The organism is Mesorhizobium sp. ORM8.1 (assembly GCF_053005525.2).
The window spans coordinates 6059155-6078910 of record NZ_CM132600.1; the positions used below are offsets into that span (position 1 = coordinate 6059155).

At 65.6% G+C, this 19756-nt stretch carries 18 protein-coding genes; 8 read left to right on the forward strand and 10 right to left on the reverse strand.

From position 1 onward, the window contains the following. Window positions 1-71: 71 nt before the first annotated feature. The gene (locus tag ACVDG8_RS30340; RefSeq protein ID WP_447251742.1) at window positions 72-2141 is read left to right on the forward strand and encodes an oxidoreductase; all 2070 of its coding nucleotides are present in this window, start codon (window positions 72-74) and stop codon (window positions 2139-2141) included. A 19-nt stretch (window positions 2142-2160) separates the two neighbouring features. Here the strand turns inward: ACVDG8_RS30340 and ACVDG8_RS30345 are convergent, their stop codons facing one another. The 7 genes from ACVDG8_RS30345 to ACVDG8_RS30375 form a co-directional block, all read right to left on the reverse strand. After that, a complete protein-coding gene (locus tag ACVDG8_RS30345; protein WP_447251743.1) occupies window positions 2161-2934 on the reverse strand; it encodes an SDR family NAD(P)-dependent oxidoreductase in 774 nt (257 codons plus the stop codon). Between the two features lie 193 nt (window positions 2935-3127). Beyond that, window positions 3128-3823, reverse strand: coding sequence for a hypothetical protein (locus tag ACVDG8_RS30350; protein WP_455707353.1), 696 nt, complete (start codon window positions 3821-3823; stop codon window positions 3128-3130). Next, window positions 3793-4272, reverse strand: a complete 480-nt coding sequence (locus ACVDG8_RS30355; protein WP_455707354.1) for an amidohydrolase family protein — start codon at window positions 4270-4272, stop codon at window positions 3793-3795. The genes ACVDG8_RS30350 and ACVDG8_RS30355 overlap by 31 nt, the downstream gene beginning before the upstream one ends. A gap of 15 nt (window positions 4273-4287) precedes the next feature. After that, window positions 4288-5220, reverse strand: coding sequence for a polysaccharide deacetylase family protein (locus ACVDG8_RS30360; protein WP_447251745.1), 933 nt, complete (start codon window positions 5218-5220; stop codon window positions 4288-4290). Window positions 5221-5246: 26 nt separating this feature from the next. Continuing rightward, a complete protein-coding gene (locus tag ACVDG8_RS30365; RefSeq protein ID WP_447251746.1) occupies window positions 5247-6269 on the reverse strand; it encodes an NAD-dependent epimerase/dehydratase family protein in 1023 nt (340 codons plus the stop codon). 24 nt (window positions 6270-6293) lie between these two features. Further along, entirely contained in the window at window positions 6294-7058 is a 765-nt protein-coding gene (locus ACVDG8_RS30370) for an SDR family NAD(P)-dependent oxidoreductase (protein ID WP_447251747.1), read from the reverse strand. Continuing rightward, window positions 7058-8305 (reverse strand): MFS transporter, encoded by a 1248-nt coding sequence (locus ACVDG8_RS30375; RefSeq protein ID WP_447251748.1) that lies wholly within the window; start codon window positions 8303-8305, stop codon window positions 7058-7060. Before ACVDG8_RS30375 ends, ACVDG8_RS30370 begins: the two co-directional genes overlap by 1 nt. A 237-nt stretch (window positions 8306-8542) precedes the next feature. Between ACVDG8_RS30375 and ACVDG8_RS30380 the strand changes: the two genes are divergently transcribed. From ACVDG8_RS30380 to ACVDG8_RS30410, 7 genes are read left to right on the forward strand one after another with little or no spacing between them, the layout of a single operon-like run. After that, entirely contained in the window at window positions 8543-8893 is a 351-nt protein-coding gene (locus ACVDG8_RS30380) for a RidA family protein (protein WP_041007422.1), read from the forward strand. A gap of 28 nt (window positions 8894-8921) precedes the next feature. After that, a complete protein-coding gene (gene hydA / locus ACVDG8_RS30385; RefSeq protein ID WP_455707355.1) occupies window positions 8922-10343 on the forward strand; it encodes a dihydropyrimidinase in 1422 nt (473 codons plus the stop codon). After that, window positions 10328-11242 (forward strand): nitrilase-related carbon-nitrogen hydrolase, encoded by a 915-nt coding sequence (locus ACVDG8_RS30390; RefSeq protein WP_447251750.1) that lies wholly within the window; start codon window positions 10328-10330, stop codon window positions 11240-11242. The genes hydA and ACVDG8_RS30390 overlap by 16 nt, the downstream gene beginning before the upstream one ends. 11 nt (window positions 11243-11253) lie before the next feature. Next, a complete protein-coding gene (locus tag ACVDG8_RS30395) occupies window positions 11254-12567 on the forward strand; it encodes a Coenzyme F420 hydrogenase/dehydrogenase, beta subunit C-terminal domain (RefSeq protein WP_447251751.1) in 1314 nt (437 codons plus the stop codon). After that, window positions 12564-13718, forward strand: a complete 1155-nt coding sequence (locus ACVDG8_RS30400; RefSeq protein ID WP_447251752.1) for an NAD(P)/FAD-dependent oxidoreductase — start codon at window positions 12564-12566, stop codon at window positions 13716-13718. The genes ACVDG8_RS30395 and ACVDG8_RS30400 overlap by 4 nt, the downstream gene beginning before the upstream one ends. Further along, window positions 13715-14986 carry a Zn-dependent hydrolase gene (locus ACVDG8_RS30405; RefSeq protein WP_447251753.1) on the forward strand — a complete coding sequence of 424 codons (1272 nt, stop codon included), beginning with the start codon at window positions 13715-13717 and terminating at the stop codon, window positions 14984-14986. Before ACVDG8_RS30400 ends, ACVDG8_RS30405 begins: the two co-directional genes overlap by 4 nt. After that, complete coding sequence (locus ACVDG8_RS30410; RefSeq protein WP_447251754.1) at window positions 14983-15648, forward strand: cysteine hydrolase family protein; 666 nt, start codon at window positions 14983-14985, stop codon at window positions 15646-15648. Before ACVDG8_RS30405 ends, ACVDG8_RS30410 begins: the two co-directional genes overlap by 4 nt. Here the strand turns inward: ACVDG8_RS30410 and ACVDG8_RS30415 are convergent. The 3 genes from ACVDG8_RS30415 to ACVDG8_RS30425 all read right to left on the reverse strand — a co-directional run bounded on the left by ACVDG8_RS30415 (window position 15633) and on the right by ACVDG8_RS30425 (window position 19756). Continuing rightward, the gene (locus ACVDG8_RS30415) at window positions 15633-17123 is read right to left on the reverse strand and encodes an N-acyl-D-amino-acid deacylase family protein (protein ID WP_447251755.1); all 1491 of its coding nucleotides are present in this window, start codon (window positions 17121-17123) and stop codon (window positions 15633-15635) included. The two genes, ACVDG8_RS30410 and ACVDG8_RS30415, sit on opposite strands and share 16 nt — an antisense overlap. A gap of 69 nt (window positions 17124-17192) precedes the next feature. After that, window positions 17193-18734, reverse strand: a complete 1542-nt coding sequence (locus tag ACVDG8_RS30420; RefSeq protein ID WP_447251756.1) for a trimethylamine methyltransferase family protein — start codon at window positions 18732-18734, stop codon at window positions 17193-17195. Window positions 18735-18787: 53 nt separating this feature from the next. After that, a complete protein-coding gene (locus ACVDG8_RS30425) occupies window positions 18788-19756 on the reverse strand; it encodes a D-2-hydroxyacid dehydrogenase (RefSeq protein ID WP_447251757.1) in 969 nt (322 codons plus the stop codon).

The window sequence follows — 19756 nt, forward strand, 5'->3', positions numbered from 1 at the left end:
GAAATCCGTAGTTTTCCCGCGCCTGCGCCATCTTATGAGTAATCTCCGGAGCCGGCAGGAAGGAAGCCTACATGCGCGACCCACGCTACGACATTCTGTTCGAGCCGATGAAGATCGGCCCGGTGACCGCCAAGAACCGCTTCTACCAGGTGCCGCACTGCAATGGCGGCGGCTATCGCGACCCCTCGGCCGCGGCCGAGATGCGGCGCATGAAGTCGGAAGGTGGCTGGGGCGTCATCTTCACCGAGCAGACCGAGATGCACCACACCTCCGAGATCACGCCCTTCATCGAGCTCAGGCTGTGGGACGATGCCGATATCCCGGCTTTGGCCAGGATGGCCAAGGCCATGCGCCAGCATGGCGCGCTGGCCGGTGTCCAGCTCGCCTATTCCGGCATCAACGGCCCGAACCTCTACACCAAGGAAGTGCCGCGCGGGCCGTCGGCCTTGCCCATCCGCACCTTCACCAACGATCCGGTCCAGGCGCGCGCCATGGACAGGGAGGATATCCGCGACCTGCGCCGCTGGCACCGCAACGCTTTCAAGCGTGCGAAGCAGGCGGGCTTCGACCTTGTCTGCCTCTACGGCGCGCACGGCTTCGGCATCATCCAGCACTTCCTGTCCACCGCCACCAACCAGCGCAGCGACGAATATGGCGGCTCGCTGGAAAACCGCTCGCGGCTGATGCGTGAGCTGATCGAGGAGGGGCGCGATGCCATCGGCGACACCTGCGGCCTGACGCTGCGGCTGTCGCTGGACGAGATGATCGGTGAGCTTGGCTTTGCCAACTCCGAGGTGCGCGACATGATCGAGATGCATGCCGACCTGCCCGACCTCTGGGATCTGGCGCATGGCGCCTGGGAGGATTGCTCGGGGCCGTCGCGGTTCAAGGAGGAGGGCGCGCAGGAGAGCCTGGTGTCCGGCATCAAGAGGCTGACCTCGAAACCGGTCGTCGGCGTCGGTCGCTTCACCTCGCCCGATGTCATGGTCAGGATGATCAAATCCGGCACGCTGGATTTCATCGGCTGCGCGCGCCCGTCGATCGCCGATCCCTTCCTGCCCAGGAAGGTGGAGGAGGGACGTATCGAGGACATTCGCGAATGCATCGGCTGCAACATCTGCATCACCGGCGACATGACCATGTCGATCTCGCGCTGCACGCAGAACCCGACCTTCATGGAGGAGTGGCGCAAGGGCTGGCATCCCGAACGCATGCAGGCCAAGGGCGACAGCGACAGCGTGCTGATCGTCGGCGCCGGCCCCGCCGGGCTGGAGGCCGCCCGTGCGCTTGGGCTGCGCGGCTACCAGGTGGCGATCTCCGAGGCCGGCACCGAGCTCGGCGGTCGCGTGGCGCGCGAATGCCGCCTGCCTGGCCTGTCGGCCTGGGGCCGCGTGCGCGACTATCGCCAGTACCAGCTCAGCCAGATGTCCAATGTCGACGTCTATTTCGAAAGCCGATTGTCGGCTGAGGACATACTGGCCTTCGGCTTCCAGAACATCGCCATTGCCACCGGCTCGACATGGCGCCGCGACGGCGTGGCGCGCGCCCATGTCGTGCCGATGCCGATCGATCCCGCCATGCCGGTCTACACGCCGGACGATCTTATGGGCGGCAATGTGCCGACCGGCAATGTCGTGCTGTTCGATGACGACCACTACTATATGGGCGGCGTCCTGGCCGAGCTGATGGCGCGCAACGGCGCCAAGGTGACGCTGGTGACGCCGTCGGCCTATGTGTCGGACTGGACCCGCAACACGCTGGAGCAGGGCGCCATCCATCGCCGGCTGGCCGGGCTTGGCGTCGAGATCGTGCTGAACCGGATCGTGACGCGCATCGTGCCGGGAGGCGTCGCCGCCGCTTGCGCCTACACTGGCGCCGAACGCGATATCGCCGCGGATGCCGTGGTGCTGGTGACGTCGCGCCAGCAGGACGACACGGTCTGGCGTGACCTGAAAGCGCGGCGGGACGAATGGGCCGACAATGGCATCCGCTCGATCAAGGTCTTCGGCGATGCCGAGGCGCCAGGTCCGATCGCCTGGGCGACCTATGCCGGCCACCGTTTCGCGCGCGAGCTGGACGAACCCGATATCGGCGACGCCCTGCCGTTCCGCAGGGAAGTCACGGCTCTGGCGGCGGAGTAGACAGGAAGGGCCGGTCCGCTCAGCCCGCCATCCAGCCGCCATCCACCATCAGGTTGATGCCGGTGACGTAGCTCGCCATATCGCTGGCAAGGAACAAAGCCGAGCCCGCGACGTCGTTCGGATGTCCGAGCCGCGGCCAGGGGGTTCGGCGGCGCGAATAGTCGAGCGCATCGGGATCGTTGGCGACGCCGGGCTTGCCGGTGATGATCTTGCCCGGCGCGATCGCGTTGCAGACGATCAGGTCGTCGGCATGGTCGACTGCGATCTGGCGCGTCATCTGCACGATGCCGCCCTTACTCACCGAATAGGGCAAGTCGCCGGGGCAGGCCACCATGCCGTGCTGCGAGGAGATGTTGATGATACGGCCGCGCACGTCGTTGACCGGCGCCTGGGTGAGCATCTGCATGACGGCGCGCTTCGAGCAGTAGAAGAAACCCGTCAGGTTGACGCCGATGACGCGCTGCCATTGTTCCGGCGTGGTCTCGATCAGGTTGGTGCTGGTGTAGATCGCGGCGTTGTTGATCATCACGTCGAGCCGCCCGTACCGCGCGGCCGTCGCGCCGACCAGCGCATCGACAGCGTTCCAGTCCGAGATGTCGGTCCGGATGTAGATGGCAGCGCCACCGGCCGAGCGGATCAACTCGACGGTGGTCTCACCGCCCTCGATCGGCTGCTCGACCGTGTCGGCGACGACGACGCTCGCGCCCTCGGCCGCGAATTTAAGGGCGATGGCGCGGCCGATGCCGGAACTGGCTCCCGTGACGACTGCGATTTTGTTGGCAAGCAACGGCATGATTTTCAGCCTTCCCGGGTGACGATGGTTCCAGATGTCGATGCGATCAGCTTGCCCTCGCGCACGATCTCGCGGCCGCGCAGGAAGACGCTCATCAGACGTGCTTTGACCCTCCAGCCGTCAAAGGGTGTATAGGCCGCACGGGAGACCTGCTCCGCGTCGGATATGGAACTGGGCTGGCGCGGATCGAGGATCAGCAGATCGGCATCGTAGCCGGGGGCGATCTTTCCTTGCGCCGGCCGAGACCGAAGCGCTCGGCGGGATTGCTGGCGCACATGCGCACCAGGTCTGGCAGGGCGATGAGCCCTTCGTCGACCAGCTTCAGCATGGTGGAAAGCAGCGTCTGCAGCCCAGGCATGCCGCCCGGAATGTCGGCGAAAGCGGCATAGGATGCGGCTTTTTCCACCGGCGCATGCGGAGCATGATCGGTGGCGACGATATCGATCAGTCCGGCGCTCAATGCTGCGCGCAGCGCGTCGACATCATGCGGCGACCGCAAGGGCGGCGAAGCCTTCAGCCTGGCGCCCTGCGTCTCGTAATCCGCGGCGGTGAAGAACAGGTTCTGCGGCGTGGTTTCGACGCTGGCGTCGGCCATGCCGCGCAGCCGGCTCCAGGTCTCGACGCCGAGTTCGGAGTTGATCTGGCGAACGTGGATCCTGGCCTCGGCCGAGGCAGCGGCGATAAGCGCGCGGGCGATGCCGTTGGCCTCCGCCAGCGGCGGCCGGCTGTCCAGGAAGGCGGCGATGCTGCCGGAGCGATCGCGCGCCGCACTGCCGCTCAGGATCGATTGGTCGCCGGGCGAAATGCCGATCAGCGTGTCGGCGCCATCGAAAGCCCTCAGCGCTTCCGCGACCGCGTCTAGTGTTGCGAAGAGGAAGGCGTCCGGCACGTCGGCGGTGAACAGCTCGAACGAGACCGGCTTGAGATCGAGCAGGCGGGGAGGAGCGACAGGTCGCGGCTGACCACAGCCTGCAGGCCGACATCGACATGGAGGCGGCCTTCGGCGATCGCCATCTTGTCCGCGAGCTGCCCGGACGTCGCCGTCCAGGGTTCGTCGGTCGGCATGTCGAGCACGGTGGTCATGCCGCCGAGTGCCGCCGCATGGGTGCCGGAGGAAAAGTCCTCCTTGTGGGTCAGGCCGGGGTCGCGCAGATGCACATGCGCGTCGACCAGGCCGGGCAGCAGGAAACAGCCTGAAGCATCGATGGTTTTGCCGGCCTCCACCGTCTCGCCAGGAGGCACGAGTGCGGCAATCCGGCCTGCCGCGATGCCGACATTGGCACGTCTTGGCCCTTCGGCGTTCACCAGCGTTGCACCGCGGATCAGCGCCTCGAACATTTCGCGGCTCTCCGTTCAGCCGCGCTGCTCGAAGCGCGCATGGTTCGCCTGCCAGAAGCGAGCAATATCCTCGCGGCGCATGAAGGCGGCGCCATCGCTTTCCTGGACGTGCTCGATCACCTCGCGCAGGCCAGATGCCCGGTTGGGCTGGCCCGTCCAGCGCGCATGGATGCCGATCGTCAGCATCCGGCCACCAGTCTCGTCGGCCTCGCCAAGCAAGTAGTCGATCGCCGAGCGGCAGTCCTCGGCGAAGTCGCGCGGATTGCTGTAGCCCGGCGCCACCAGATAGCGGCTGTCGTTGAGCGTCTTGGAATAGGGGACGACGAGAATCTCGGTCCCCCGGTGATCGAGGAAATAGGGCAGGTCGTCATTGCAGGGATCGGAGTGGTACAGGAAGCCGCCTTCCTCGACCAAAAGGTCACGCGTGTTGATGCTGGGCAGCGAGCGGCAGTTCCAACCCAAAGGCCGCTTTTCCAGCAGCCTCTCGTAGAGCGCAATTGCTTCATGCAAATGGCGCTTTTCCTCTGCGCGCTCCATCGTCGTGTAGTCGATCCAGCGCAAGCCGTGGCCGAGCAGATCGTGGCGTCGCGTCTTCATCCATTCGACAAAGGGCGGATTGCGCTCCAACGCCACGGCGCAGGCGGAGATGGTGACCGGGATATCGTGGCGGTCGAACAGCCTTGCCAGGCGCCAGACGCCGGCACGGCTGCCATATTCGAAATGCGTCTCGGTGCCGAGGTCGCGCACCGGTGGGCTGGACGTGAGGTTATACTCGCCCCAATTGTCGTTGCGACCGTCTTCTGCCCAAGAGTATTCCGAGCCTTCCTCGTAATTGACCACGAGGTTGATGGCGAGCTTGATGCCGCCCGGCCACGTAACGAAAGGCGGTCGCGGACCATAGCCGACGAAGTCGCGCGGCTGCGGCGCTTGCTGCGGGTCGGTCGGCATCGGTTGGTCTCCTGTGATTGATTGGCTCAGCTTTCGTTGGCGGCAATCCAATCCATGTAGGCATGGAACGCTTCCTTGCCCGGACGCGGCCGCCATGCGGTGTCACGCAGGATGCGGGCAATGTCATAGGCGCCCCACATGCCGCCTTTCAGCCTCACATCCTGGACGATATTGGCGCCTTCTCCTGATGTCACCTCGGCCTTCAGTCCGGGCACGCGTTCTCTTGCCCAGCCGATGATCTCGCCGATGGTCTGGCTGGAGCCGGAGCCGATGTTGTAGTGGCGGTAGTTGAGGCGCGGCGCATCGATCAGCGCGAGGATCGCGGCGGCAACGTCGGTCGAGGTGGCATAGTCGCCGACCGGTTCCAGGCTGTTCGGCCTGATCGTCTCGCCGGCCAGCGCCATATGCGCGACGCGGTTGGGAACATGGCGGAAGTTGCGGCTCTCGGTGGCGCGGTCCATCGGACCATAGACCGAAGCAAGCCGCACTGAGATCGCCGACAGGCCGAACAGGTCGGCATAGCGGTTGGTGACCATCTCGGCGGCGAATTTCGAAATGCCGTAGAGCGTCAGCGGCGCGACGTAGCCGTCTTCCGGCAGCGGCTCGCCGTCCCAGTCGGGCCCATTGTGGCGATAGACGGAACCGGAACTGACATAGACAAAGCGCTTTAGTTCCGGTCGCGCGCGCGCCCAGTCCAGCATCCGCACGGTGCCCATGAGATTGACGTCGACGATGCGGGCCGGGTCTTCGGCCTCCGGCTGGCGTTTTGCTTCCGACGCGCTGCCGCGCGAGATCGGCGTGATCGTCGCGCCATGCACGATTGCCGTGATGCCTTGCTTGTCGAGCGCTGCTGCCCAGGCCGCCGGGTCGAGGATATCGGCGGTGATGACGGTGAGGCGATCGCGCACCGGGGCGAAGAACTTTTCCGCTGTTGCGTCGAGGCCGGACCGGTCGAGGATCACTGCGCGGGCTTGCGGATCGCGGTCCAGCCATGCGCGTGCAACCACGCTCATGACAAAGCCGGTGCCGCCGGTGACAAGCAGGGTCATGCAAACTCCTTTGAAAACGCGGGCTCAGCGGGTCGCATAGCCGCCGTCCACGAGCATGTCGGATCCGGTGACGAAGGACGCGTCGGTTGAAAGCAGGAAGGCAGCCGCCGCGGCAATCTCGTCCGGCTCGGCGATGCGACCGAGCAGATGGGCAGGGCCGAGGCCGGCATTGGCCGCTTCATAATCGGCGAACCTGCGCAGCAGCCGCGTCGTCGCCACCGCACCCGGCGAAAGGCTGTTGACGCGGACCTTGTCGGGCGCGTGATCGACGGCCATCGCCTTGGCGAGGTGGATCAGTCCGGCCTTGGCGGCGCAGTAGGCGACGGCCCTGGTGGTGGCGACGCGGCCGAATTGCGAGCCGATGAAGACGACCGAGCCGCCGCCGCTTGCGGCAATCAGCGGTACGGCGAATTTGCTCATCAGGAAGGCGCCGGTCAGGCCGACATCGATCTCGTGCCGCCAGGCGCTTTCGTCGAGATTGACGACGGTGGCGCTGGTCGAAGCCGCGGCGGCGTTGTGCACCAGCCCGTCGAGCCGGCCGAATTTTTGCTGGGCGAAGTCGATGGCGCTTTTAGCGGACTCGATCTTCGTCACGTCGCATTGGCAAGCGGCCGCGGAAGACCCGAGCGCTTCGGCAAGCTTGGTCGCCGGCTCGAGATCATGATCGGCGCAGACGATCTTTGCGCCTTCGTCAACGCAGCGGCGGGCAATCGCCGCGCCGATGCCGCTGGCCGCGCCCGCGATCAGGATGACGCGATCTGCAAGGCGGTTCATGACTGGGTTGGTCATCAGACCCGCTCCTCTATCGCCTGCATGGCCTGTGCGGTTACCGGCCGGCGCAGGAGGTTATAGCAGGCGGCTAAAGTCACCAGCACGGCGCCGCCGCCTAGAAGCAGGAACATGGCCGGCGCGCCCATATGCTCCATCAAGCCGGCGGAAACGCCGGGCGTCGCGACATTGCCGATCGAATAGAGCAGAAGCAGGGTGCCGGAGGCGCCGACCATATGCCGGCTGTGCAATTGCGAAGCGCCGAACGCCATCGCCACCGGATAGACGGTCAGCGCCGTCGCGCCATAGAGGAAGAACAGGACGAAGAGCAGCGGCTCCGAAAAATTGCCGAGCCAGGCGATCGCGGCGCAGAGCGTGACGGACAGCACGCCCTGGACAAGCAGTATGATGCGCCGTTCAAACCTGTCCGACAACCAGCCGACGGGCGTCTGCGCGAGCATGCCGGCAATGCTGACGGTGGTGACCAGCCCGACTGTCGTTGCCGCCGACAGTCCGATCTGGGTGCCGTAGATCGGTGTCAGCACGAAGATGTTCATATTGGTGATGCCGCCCTGGAAGATGGCGACGACGGTCACCGGCGCCAACCGGAAAAGCGCCAGCGGGCCAAGCCGCTTCACCGGCCTTGCTGGACCAGCGTGCTCCAGATCGATAGCAGGCAGCGCCGGCCAGCGCCCGCCGATGAATTTGGAGATCAGCGCCAGAAGCACGGTCGCGGCCGCGACCGGGAACAGATGCGGCGATTGCGGACCGACCAGTGCGACAAGCAACTGCCCAAGCAGAACCGCTATCGCCGTCGTCAGCATGTAGAGCGAAAACAGCGCGCCGCGATTGTGCTGCTCGGCATAGAGGTTGATCCAGCTCTCGCAGACGACGAACAGCGAGGCCATCGACATGCCGCCGAGCAGGCGGAAGCAGATCCAGCTCGGCAGGAAATCGGTGAAGACAAAGCCGGAAGCCGCCAGCAGCGCGAGGACGAGAATGGCGATGAAGGTGCGTTCGTGGCCGTACTGGGCGACCGCGGGGCGCGCGACCAGGCAGCCGATGAGGAAGCCGACGGGATAGGCGGTCAGCACGATCTGCACGATTTGGGGAGAGATGCCGGGCTTGCCGAGATGCAACGACACGGCGGTGGTCAGCATGGCGCTGCCGATACAAGCCAGGCAAACGCCGACCATGATCGGCAACATGGCGCGGGAGCGCTCTGCATTTTGCCAGAGCCGCATCGCGGATTGAGCGATCGACTTCATGGATGCGGCTGCGGTGGCTCCCCTTGGCGACACCGTTGATCGATGGCAGCCCTATGGCAGGCTACACTTTGCGGCGTCCGCTACAAACGAAGATTGGTACGGCTATGGCCATAATTTTTTTGGCCATGTGGATCAAGGAAAGCGGCTTCTCGCCTCTCTGCGGGCTTTACAGTGGTTTTGCACCCTCCGTACCATAGGCAAAAGCCAAAAATTCCAAAACCAGCGGAAGGGAACAGCATGACGATCGAACGCCTCGAGAACGGGCAGCGCTTCTGCCGGGTGCTTCGTTATAACGGCACCGTCTATGTCGCCGGCCTGACCGCGGACGATCTTTCCGGCGACACCACCAGCCAGACGAAGCAGATCCTGGCCAAGATCGACGCGTTGCTTGCCAAGGCCGGCAGCGATAAGTCGAAGCTGCTCAGCGCCCAGATATGGCTTCGCGACATCGCCGATTTCGAGATGATGAACACCGCCTGGGATGCCTGGATCGACCGAAGCGCCATGCCGGTGCGCGCCACGGTGGAAGCGCGACTTGCCGGCGACCAGTATCGCGTCGAGATCATGGTGACGGCGGCCGTCGGCTAGGCCGGTCGGGGGCGGGCAGATGCATGAGATGGTGATCAGAGGCGGACGCGTGGCGCTCGACGACGGTTGGGCCGAATGCGACGTCGGCATCGACACCGGCCGTATCGCCGCCATCGGCCAGAGCCTTTCCGGAGATAAAGTGATCGACGCCGGCGGCCACTGGGTGATGCCGGGCGGCATCGATGCGCATTGCCATCTCGACCAGCCGGTCTGGGGTGGGGCGGGCAATGCCGACGATTTCGAGTCCGGCACGATCTCCGCCGCCTTTGGCGGTACCACCTGCATCGTGCCGTTCGGCATGCCCGGCCCGGAGCTGACAACCGTCGGCGCCATCGACCGCGCGATGGATCGTGCAGCGGGACGCGCCGTGATCGACTACGGGCTGCATGCCGTGGTGACCATGGGCACCGGCGCGGACGTCGAGGCCCAGCTTGGTTCGCTCGCCGGCCGTGGCATCGCCTCGGTCAAGCTGTTCATGACCTATCAGGGCTTTGCGGTCGACGACGACCTGTTCTTCAAGGTCCTCGATACCGCCCGTAGTCTTGGCTGGATCGTCATGGTCCACGCCGAGAACGACGCCGCGATCCGCCGCACGCGCCAGCGGCTGATCGAGCTCGGCCGCACCGACATCCGCTACCACGTCGTCGCTCACAGCGAGACGATGGAACGCGAGGCGACACATCGCGCGCTGGCCTTCGCCGAGATGACCGGCGCGCGCATGACCATCGTCCACGTCTCCTCCTGGCAGTCTGCGGAAGAGGTGGCGCGGGCGAAACTGCGCGGCGTCGAGGCGGTAGCCGAGACCTGTCCGCAATATCTGTTCCTCGGTGGCGCCGATCTCGACCGCCCCGCAGTCGATGCGGCTCGCTTCGTCTTCTCGCCGCCGCCGCGTTCGCCGCGCAGTCACGAGCATCTGTGGCAGGAACTGATCGACGGCGGCATCGACCTGTGGTCGTCCGACCATTCGCCTTATTTCTTCGCCGACAAGGTCGGCCGCTCCGAGACGCCCGGCTTTACCACGACGCTGAGCGGCATTCCCGGCATCGAGACGCGCCTGCCGCTGCTGTTCTCGGAAGGGCTTTTGACCGGCCGCCTGACGCTCGATCGCTATCTTGATCTCACCTCACGCAATGCCGCGTCGATCTACGGGTTCGCGGATCGAAAGGGCAGCATCGCGGTCGGGCTCGATGCTGACCTGGCGCTCTGGGATCCGACGGCGCGGTGGACGCTCGGACACAAGGCGCTGCATTCGCGCGTCGACTTCACCCCTTACGAAGGCAGGATCGTCACCGGCAGGCCGACCACGGTTCTGGTACGCGGCGTGCCGGTGGTTGCCGAGGGCAAGCTGCAGGCGGACCCGGGGTTCGGGCGCTTTGTGGCGCGCAGTGCCGCCGATCCGGCGCTTTCGGGAAAACCAGTCGAGGATTGGACACCATGGCTCGATGCCTGACCATTGCCGTTTGTCAGACCGGACCGATCCAGCGCAGCGCGTCGCGCGCCGAGACGGTCGACCGCCTGGTGCACCTCCTGGAGAAAGCCGCCTCCGCCGGCGCCGAGATCGCGGTGTTTCCGGAAATGGCGCTCACCACCTTCTTCCCGCGCTGGCGCATCGACGACCAGGCCGAGATCGATGCCTTCTACGAGGCTTCGATGCCGGGGCCGCAGACGCAGCGCCTCTATGATGCGGCGGCGCGCCTGAAGGTCGGCTTTGCGCTCGGCTACTGCGAGCTCACGCGGGAAGACGGCCGCGCGCGCCATTTCAACACCATGGACCTTGTCGGGCCGGATGGCGGCTTCATCGGGCGCTACCATAAGATGCATGTGCCGGGTTCGAGCGAGCCGGAAGCGGGCACGACCACGCATCTTGAGCGCCGCTATTTCGAGCCGGGCAATCTCGGCTTCCCGGTGTTCGATTATCGCGGCGTGCGCGTCGGCCTCGCGCTGTGCAACGACCGCCGCTGGCCGGAAACCTATCGCATGCTCTGTCTCAACGGGGCGGAAGTGGTGCTGCTCGGCTACAACACGCCGCTGCTGCTCGACGAGGCGCCTGCGCTGGCGCATCTCAGGATGTTCCACAACCATCTGCCGATGCAGGCCGGCGCCTACCAGAACACGCTCTGGATTGGCGCCGCCGCCAAGGCGGGGCTGGAAGACGGCCAGGCGCTGATCGGCGGCTCCTGCATCATCGCGCCGACCGGCGAGATCGCCGCGCAAGCGATGTCGCTCGACGATGAGGTCATCGTCCATCGCGCCGATCTCGACCTGATCGAGGTCTGCCGTAAAGTGAATTTCAACTTCGCCCTCTATCGCCGTCCCGATCAGTACAAGCGTATTTCGGAACCGGTCTGAGATCGAACGAGATGGACCTCATCCAAACCAGTCAGGACACGGTGCCTGGTGCTGCCGATCCGCTGTCGCTCAGCGAGATCGTCGAGAACGGGCTTTGCATCGGCTGCGGCCTTTGCCGCTCGATAGCCGGTGCCGGCGAGGTCGACATGGTGATGACGCCGGAAGGTCGCGAGCGGCCATTGGCGAAACGGCTGCTGGACCGGCCGACTCTGACGCGGATCAACGCCGTCTGTCCGGGAACCCGGATCGCCGGTCCGCCACCGGCGCAACTGAGAGAGGCCAGACTGACGGACCCCGTCTGGGGACCTGTCGAAAGGCTGGTGCTCGGCCACGCAGGAGACCCGACGGTGCGGTTTGTCGGCTCAGGCGGCGGAACGCTGACGGCGCTCGGGCAGTTCCTGCTGAACTCGGGGCGCGTCAAGTTCGTGCTGCATGTCGCGGCATCGCAATCCATGCCAATGCGTACGGAACGACGGCTGAGCTTCGACGCGGTTTCGGTGCTTGTAGGCGCCGGCTCGCGCTACGGGCCGGCGGCGACGTTGGTCGACTTCAACGACATCCTCGACCGCGGCGAACCATTCGCGCTGATCGCCAAGCCATGCGACATCACCGCCGTGCGCAACCTGGCGCGGCTCGATCCGCGCGTTGATCGGTATATGCGCTATGCGCTGGCCTTCGTCTGCGGCGGGGCTTCGGATCTGACGAAGTCGGAACAGGTGCTGCAGCGCTTCGGATTGCGTGAGGACGAGCTCGCGCTGTTCCGCTACCGGGGACATGGCAATCCCGGTCTCAATCGGATTGAAACCAGGGACGGCCGCGCCTTCGAGATCAGCTACCGGCAGCTGTGGGAAGACGAGGACAAATGGATGATCCAGCCGCGCTGCAAGATCTGCCCGGATGCGATCGGCCAGGTGGCGGATATCGCCGTGCATGATGCCTGGCTGAATGGCGGGCCGGCGGTCGAGGACGAGGCGCTGAACAGCATCATCGTGCGAACAAAGCGCGGGCTCGAGCTGTTCGACGCGGCGGTCGAGGCCGGCGCGCTGGAGATCGAGCGCGAGACCGACATTGCCGAAATCAGCGAATTGCAGTCGCACCAGGTGCGCAAGCGGCGCGCCGTCTGGGCGCGGCTGAAAGGCATGGCAATCGCCGGCAAGCCGGTGCCCTTTGTCACCGACCTCGCCTTGCGTGAATGTGCTTCACAGAATGCTCTGGCCGAGAACCTGGCCGAGGGCCGTGGCGCCCGCGACCGCGCCCGGCGCGGCCGCCTGGGTGAGCCGCCGGCCGTGCCGCGCAAGACAGTCTCAGAGGATGGGCGACCATGAGCGAGCAGACCGACGTCATCATCATCGGCGGCGGCATGGCCGGCGCCGGCGCTGCCTTCGAGATTTCGCGCAGCGCAAAGCTGGTGCTGCTCGAACGGGAGAGCCACTGCGGCTACCACACCACAGGCCGATCGGCGGCGAGCTTCACCGAGAATTACGGCAATGGCGTCATCCGCCGCATCGTGCTCGCCAGCCGCGCGTTCCTGACCGAGCCGTCAACGGGTTTTTGCGATTATCCGCTGCTCAGCAAGCGCGGCATGATCACGGTGGCGCGCGCCGATCAGCTTGATCTGTTGCGTGAGGATCTGCAGGCCGCGCAGGCCCTGGTTCCCTCGATCGTCGCGATGACGCCGGCCGAAGCAATCGCGCGCGTGCCGGTGCTGCGCGCGGATTATCTCGCCGGCGCCTATATCGAACCGCACTCGATGGACATCGACGTCAACGGTCTGCACCAGGGTTTTTTGCGCGGCGCGCGAGCGCATGGCGCGCGCATAGTTACCAAGGCCGGCGTCAGAGCCATCGACAGGCAGGGCGGCCAATGGCGGGTGGAGACGGAGGCTGGGACATTCGTCGCGCCGCTGGTTGTCAATGCCGCCGGCGCCTGGGGCGATGAGATCGCCCTCATGGCCGGCGTGCGTCCGGTCGGCCTGCAGCCCAAGCGCCGCACCGCCTTCAACATTCCAGCCCCGGCGGGCGTCGACATTGCCGACTGGCCGCTGGTCAACGATGTCGGCGCCGAATTCTACTTCAAGCCGGACGCCGGGCAGTTGTTCGTCTCGCCGGCGGATGCAACGCTGTCGCCGCCGATGGACGCTTATGCCGAGGACATCGATGTCGCCATCGGCGCCGAGCGCCTTGAACGCGCGACCACCATCGAAGTGCAGCGCGTGTCACGCTCCTGGGCTGGGTTGCGGACCTTCGTCGCCGACGGCTCGCCCGTGGTCGGACCCGATGACGAGGTGCCGGATTTCGTCTGGCTGGTCGGGCAGGGCGGCTATGGCATCAAGACCTCGCCGGCGCTGTCGCGCGTCTGCGCCAGCCTGATCGCCGGCGGCGGCCTGCCCCATGATGTCGCGAGGCATGGCGTGGCGCTGGACGATCTTACACCGCATCGGCTGCGGAGCGTCGCCTCCCGCCAGGCTGCCTCATGACGAAGCTGACGACCGGCGGCAGGCTGGCGGAACGTGTGCTGGCGAGACTTGCGCAGGCCACGGCCGATGCGCCGGGGATCACGCGCGTCGCCTACGGACCTGGCGAACGCTTTGCCCATGATCTGGTGCGCCAAGAAGCGGAAGAACTGGGCGCCGTTGGGCGCCTCGATGCGGCCGGCAATCTCTATTTGACGCTCGGCGGCCGTGATCCGGCTCTGCCGGCGATCGTCATCGGCTCGCATCTCGACAGCGTGGCGCATGGCGGCAATTTCGATGGCGCCGCGGGTGTCGCGGCCGGCCTGGCGGTGATGGCTGAACTGGTTGGGCAAGGCGTCCGATTGCGGCGCGACCTTATCGTGCTGGCGACGCGGGCGGAGGAAGCCGTCTGGTTTCCGCTGTCCTATCCAGGCAGCCAGGCGGCTCTCGGGCTGCTTGAGCCGCTGGCACTCGAAGCGAAGCGCTCCGACAGCGGCCGCACCTTGGCCGATCACATGCGTGAGGAAGGCTTCGACCCCGATGCTGTGCGTCGCGGCGTGCCCGGTATCGATGCCGGCCGGATCGCGGCCTTCGTCGAAGTGCATATCGAGCAAGGACCGCGCCTGATTGCTGCCGGCGCGCCGGTCGGCATCGTCACCGGCATTGCCGGCGGGTTCCGTTATGTCGATGCGAGATGTCTTGGCGCTTACGCCCATTCGGGCGCCGAGCCGCGCTTTGCCCGGCATGACAGCGTGCTTGGCTTTGCCGACCTTGTCGCCGCGCTCGAAACCGAATGGGACACGCTCGAACGCGACGGCCACGGGGCGACCATCACCTTCGGCCGCGTTCAATCTGACCCGACGCAGCATGGCGGCAGCCGGGTGCTGGGCGAGCTTGGCTTCACGCTCGACGTGCGCAGCGCCGAGGCAGCCGTTCTGGATCGCATCGAAACGCGACTGCAGGCGATTTTCGCCGAAATTGCCGCCAAGCGTGGCGTCGCCTTCGAGGCCGGGCCGGGCTTCACCTGGGAGCCGGCGACCATGTCGCCTGCGTTGATCGCGCGAATGGATCGCGCCGCCGCTGATTTGCAGATGCAGGCGCCGCATGTGCCGAGCGGCGCAGGGCATGACGCCGCCACCTTCGCGGGTGCCGGCATTGCGACCGTCATGCTGTTCGTACGCAACGAGAATGGCAGCCACAATCCGCATGAAGCGATGGAGATCGCCGATCTCGACCAGGCGATCCGGGTGCTTCTGCGTTTCGTCACCGACTTCGACAAGGACCTGACATGAACCGTGCCGCGACCGCCTTGCTGGTCATCGACCTGCAGAATGAATATCGGCCCGATGCGGCCTGGCCGGTCGTCGGCTACGACGCGGTGCTCGCCAATACAGCTCAACTGATCGAAGCCGCTCGCGCGGCAGGCATACTGGTCATCCACGCCCAGGCCTGGGTGAAGCCGGAGGAACGCGACGGCTATGCGCGGCAGGAAGAAATGCTGACCGAGGAATTCCGCTCCGCCATCGCGGGCAGCGAGGGCGCCGCGATCTGCGCCGAGGTGGCGGCGATGTCGGGCGATATCGTCATCCACAAGCATTGGCCGAGCGCCTTTCGCCGCACCGATCTTTCACAACGACTCGCCGCGCTCGGCATCGAAAACCTCGTCGTCGCCGGCGTGCTGACCGACAGCTGCGTGACCGAGAGTGTGTTCGACGCGGTTTACCAGGGCTTTCGCGTCTGGCTGGTCAAGGATGCGTGCGGCAGCATGACCGAGGCCATGCACCGCACCGGCATGCTCGACATGGCGAACCGGCTCTATGGCGGCGGCATCCTGCGTCTGCCCGAGGCGCTGAAGGCGCTTGCCTGCCAGCCTTTCGATGGCTGGCGCTGCACGCGGCCGGTGGAGTTCGCCTACACGCTGGAGAGCGTCGACCGGATCTACGAGGCGCTGTGATCGGCGCCGCATCCGCGTGCGGCCCTGACGACCGTCTTTGACGCGGAAGGCTTGAGGACCGTTCCCGGCAGCGCTCCGGTCGCCCTGCCACCGCGCCAGACCGAAACGCCGTTGACGAAGACATGCTCGATGCCGGCGGCGGGCCGGCGCGGCTCCTCGAAGGTTGCGGTGTCGATGATCGTCGCCGGATCGAAGATGACGATGTCGGCGAAGTTGCCTTCGGCCAGCAGCCCGCGTTGCGCGATGCTGAACTCGCGCGCCGGCAAGCCGGTCATGCGGAATACCGCTTCCTCCAGGCTGAATAGACCGACATCGCGTGCATAATGGCCAAGCACGCGTGGAAACGTGCCCCACAGGCGCGGATGCGGATGGATGTCATGCGGCAGGCCGTCCGAGCCGATCATGGTGCGCGGATGCGCGATGATGTTGCGCACATCGGTCTCGTCGAGCTGGAAATAGACGGCGCCGGCCGGCAACAGGCGCTCGCCCGCTTCGCGCTCAGTGCAGTTCCATTCGCGCGCAATGTCGGCGATCTCGCGCCTGGCCATCTCGGGATGCGGATCGGACCAGGTGACGAGGATCTTCAGCCCGGTGTCGCAGCGCTCCAGGCGAAGCACGGTCGAGCTCGCGGCATAGGGATAGACATCCATGCCGATGTCCATCGTCTCGCGCGCCCGGTCGATGCGCTCCAGTGACGGCTCGCTCTTGCCGAAATTGGCGCGGCCGGTGCACTGGTGGTGCGAGATGAACAGCTTGCCGCCGGCATGATCGGCAATGTCGATTGCTTCCTCGATTGCCTCGTCCATCGCCTCGAAATAGTTGCGCGTGTGGGTGACGTAGGGACCGCCATTTTGTGCGGCGGTCGCAGCCAGTGCCTTGACCTCCTTTGTCGAGGACTTCACGGCCGGCGGATAGTCGAGCCCGGTGCTGAGACCGAACGCGCCCTCGGCCATCGCTTCGGCAACCGCTACCTGCATTGCCGTCGTTTCCGCTTCGTTGGCGGGACGGTCGGTTACCGGCATGCAGCGCTGGCGCAAAGTGGTGTGGCCGACGAGCAGGGCCGCGTTGGTGGCGATGCCGCGCCGCTTGAGCTCGGCGACATAGTCGGCGAAACGATCGAAGCGGAAATTCTCGCGGCCGCCGACCAGCGTGAAAGGTGGCGGCGGTGTTTTGTCGAGAAGCAGCGGCGCCAGGCTGACACCGCAATTGCCGGCGATCACCGTCGTCACGCCCTGGCTGATCTTCGGATCCATGCCGCGCGGCGCCAGCAGCGCGCCGTCGTCATGGGTGTGCACGTCGATGAAGCCGGGCGCGACCACCTTGCCCTTGGCGTCGATCTCTTCGGTGGCGCGCATATCGTCCGGCCGGCCGATCGCCGCAATCCTGTCGCCGGTGACGGCGATGTCGGCTTCGAACGGTTTCGAGCCGTCGCCGGCGATGAGGGTCGCGTGACGAATGACGAGATCATAAGGCACTAGGCGGATTTCCAACTCTTTGGAGCATGATCTTTTCCGAAAACCGGTTCCCACTTTTCGGGATCATGCTTAGCCTTCCGGGTTGGCCGCGATCTCCTCGCGGCGGCGCGCGACATAGGCGTCGAGCTCCTCACGGATTGCCACGTCCATCACCGGCTCTTCGTAATCGTGCAGCGCTTGCTGCCAGAGCTCGGTCGCACGCTCCAGCGCATCCTTGCCGCCGGCTTCCTCCCAAGCGCCATGGTTCTGCCAGTTGGACAGCATCGGCTGGTAGAAGGCGGTGGTGTAGCGCGACATGGTATGTTCGGCGCCGAAGAAATGGCCGCCGGCCGGCACCGACTTGATCGCCTCGAAGCCGAGGTCATCCTCCTGGAACGGCAGCGGCCGCAGGAACTCCATCATGTTCTGCAAGATCTCGACATCGAGCACGAGCTTTTCATAGGACGCCGTCAACCCGCCCTCGAGCCAGCCGGCCGCGTGATAGATCAAATTGGCGCCCCCGAGCACCGCGCCCCAGGTCGCCATCTCGGTTTCGTAAGCGGCCTGCAGGTCGACGACATTCGAGGCATTTGCGTTGGAGGTGCGGTAGGGCAGATTGTAGCGCCGCGCCAATTGTCCGGCGATGATGTTGGCCTTGGCGTTCTCCGGCGTGCCGAAGGCCGGCGCGCCCGACTTCATGTCGACATTGGAGGTGAAGGCGCCGTACATCACCGGCGTGCCGGGATTGACGAGCTGCGTCAGCACCACGCCGAACAGCGCTTCGGCGTTCTGCTGGCAAAGGGCGGCGGCAAGCGTCACCGGCGTCATCGCACCCATCAGCGTGAACGGCGTGACGGTCACCGGCTGGCCATGCTCGGCCATCGCGATCAGGCCTTCGGCCATCGCATCGTCGAACAGGCGCGGCGAGTTGATCGAGATGATCGTCGTCACGCCCGGCGAGGCGCGCATTTCCTCGACGGAGATGCCGCGCGCGATCGCCATCATGTTGATGCCGTCCATCGCACGGGCGCGGCCGATCGCGGTGCAATGGAAGGAGAGATCGCTCAGCGTCAGATTGGCATGATAGGTGTCGAGATGACGCGCATTGGCGGGCAGCTCCATCGGCGCCACCACCTGATTGCCGATGATGTGGATGGCGTTGAAGTGGTGCGCGAGCCGGATGAAGTTCTGGTAGTCGGGCAGATTGCCCTGACGGCGGCCGTTGATACGGTCATGCACATTGGGTGGACCGGCAACCAGTCCGAAGACCAGCGAATTGCCGCCGAAATGAACCTGCTTTTCCGGATTGCGGCTGGTTAGCGTGAAGGATGACGGCACGTTGCGCAGTGCCTCGGTGACGATGCTCTCGTCGACACGGATGGTGTTGTTCTCGCGGTCGACAATGGCGCCGGCGGCGGCGAACAGATCCATCACCTTCTCGCTCATGACGCGGATGCCGAGCTCCGACAGGATGCGCATCGAGGTGTCGTGCAGCTGCTGCATCCGCTCTTCGTCGAGCAGTTGCATGGGCGGATAGGGGTTCTTCACGTTCTGCCATGGCAGTTGCGCGATGCCGCCCCCGCCGCGTCCAAGTTTTGATTTGCGGCCGCCCCCGCGCCTGTCCTGTGACATCAGACTTTGTTCCCTTTTTTCTTTTTCTCGCAATTCCGGACGGAAAATTGCTCCTAGTAACCGCGTTCCGGATTGACCACGTTCTCAAGCGGCTCGCCGTTGCGATAACGCGCCAGATTGTCGGCGAACATGCGCACCGACTTGATGTCCCAGCCGTCATAGACCGCCGCGCAATGCGGCGTGATGGCGACGTTATCGTAGCCCCATAGCGGATGCCCGGCAGGCAGTGGCTCGGTCGTGAAGACATCGAGCGCCGCGCCCTTGATCCGTCCGTTATCGAGCGCGGCCAGAAGGGCTGTCTCCTCGATGACGCCGCCGCGCGAAATGTCGATGAGGACGGCGGACGGCTTCATCGCGGCGAAAGCCGCTTCTCCGAGCAGGCCGCGCGTTGTCGGAAGCAGAGGCACGCAGCAGACAATGAAATCGGCGCGGCCGATCAGCGGCAACAGGGCATCGACCCCGTGAACCTCGTCGAGACATGGCGTCGGCTTTGGGCGCGCGCGAATGCCCAGCGTGCGCATGCCCATCGCCTGCGCGCGGCGCGCGACAGCCTCGCCTGTTTTGCCGAGGCCGACGATCAACACGGTCTTGCCTTCGATTGGCTCGACCCGGCCGCCGCCCCACTGGCGAGCCTGCTGCCGGCGCTCGAAGCCGCGCAGGTCGAGCGAGAAGGAGAGCATGGCGCCGAGCGCATATTCCGCCAGCATGCCGGCGGCGACGCCAGCCGAATTCGTCACTGTCACCCGCATTGGATCCCAGCGCCCGAGATGGTCGGTGCCTGAGCCGCCGATCGACACCCACCTTACCGTGGCGCTCTCGACCAGGGCCTGGCGCGGATAGCGCGGCGTGCCGTCAAAGCGCACCGAGTAAACCACCTCCGCGCCTGTCAGTTCGACAAGGGCGGGAAGGCCGGCATAGGTCTCGCAGGCATGCACGGCGAGATCCGGATGCGTCTCCGCCAGCACGGCCATGGCGCCGGCAGGTTTGTCGGTGTGCAGGATGACTGTTGGGCGCGCCGACAT

Bases quoted from the DNA above. Each gene is read 5' to 3' on its own strand.
- ACVDG8_RS30410 (WP_447251754.1), top strand. From the start codon at position 14,983: ATGAACCGTGCCGCGACCGCCTTGCTGGTCATCGACCTGCAGAATGAA.
- ACVDG8_RS30355 (WP_455707354.1), bottom strand. From the start codon at position 4,272: ATGTTCGAGGCGCTGATCCGCGGTGCAACGCTGGTGAACGCCGAAGGG.
- ACVDG8_RS30340 (WP_447251742.1), top strand. From the start codon at position 72: ATGCGCGACCCACGCTACGACATTCTGTTCGAGCCGATGAAGATCGGC.
- ACVDG8_RS30375 (WP_447251748.1), bottom strand. From the start codon at position 8,305: ATGAAGTCGATCGCTCAATCCGCGATGCGGCTCTGGCAAAATGCAGAG.
- ACVDG8_RS30400 (WP_447251752.1), top strand. From the start codon at position 12,564: ATGAGCGAGCAGACCGACGTCATCATCATCGGCGGCGGCATGGCCGGC.
- ACVDG8_RS30365 (WP_447251746.1), bottom strand. From the start codon at position 6,269: ATGACCCTGCTTGTCACCGGCGGCACCGGCTTTGTCATGAGCGTGGTT.
- hydA (WP_455707355.1), top strand. From the start codon at position 8,922: ATGGTGATCAGAGGCGGACGCGTGGCGCTCGACGACGGTTGGGCCGAA.
- ACVDG8_RS30390 (WP_447251750.1), top strand. From the start codon at position 10,328: ATGGCTCGATGCCTGACCATTGCCGTTTGTCAGACCGGACCGATCCAG.
- ACVDG8_RS30425 (WP_447251757.1), bottom strand. From the start codon at position 19,756: ATGTCGGCGCGCCCAACAGTCATCCTGCACACCGACAAACCTGCCGGC.
- ACVDG8_RS30380 (WP_041007422.1), top strand. From the start codon at position 8,543: ATGACGATCGAACGCCTCGAGAACGGGCAGCGCTTCTGCCGGGTGCTT.
- ACVDG8_RS30360 (WP_447251745.1), bottom strand. From the start codon at position 5,220: ATGCCGACCGACCCGCAGCAAGCGCCGCAGCCGCGCGACTTCGTCGGC.
- ACVDG8_RS30370 (WP_447251747.1), bottom strand. From the start codon at position 7,058: ATGACCAACCCAGTCATGAACCGCCTTGCAGATCGCGTCATCCTGATC.
- ACVDG8_RS30345 (WP_447251743.1), bottom strand. From the start codon at position 2,934: ATGCCGTTGCTTGCCAACAAAATCGCAGTCGTCACGGGAGCCAGTTCC.
- ACVDG8_RS30420 (WP_447251756.1), bottom strand. From the start codon at position 18,734: ATGTCACAGGACAGGCGCGGGGGCGGCCGCAAATCAAAACTTGGACGC.
- ACVDG8_RS30405 (WP_447251753.1), top strand. From the start codon at position 13,715: ATGACGAAGCTGACGACCGGCGGCAGGCTGGCGGAACGTGTGCTGGCG.
- ACVDG8_RS30395 (WP_447251751.1), top strand. From the start codon at position 11,254: ATGGACCTCATCCAAACCAGTCAGGACACGGTGCCTGGTGCTGCCGAT.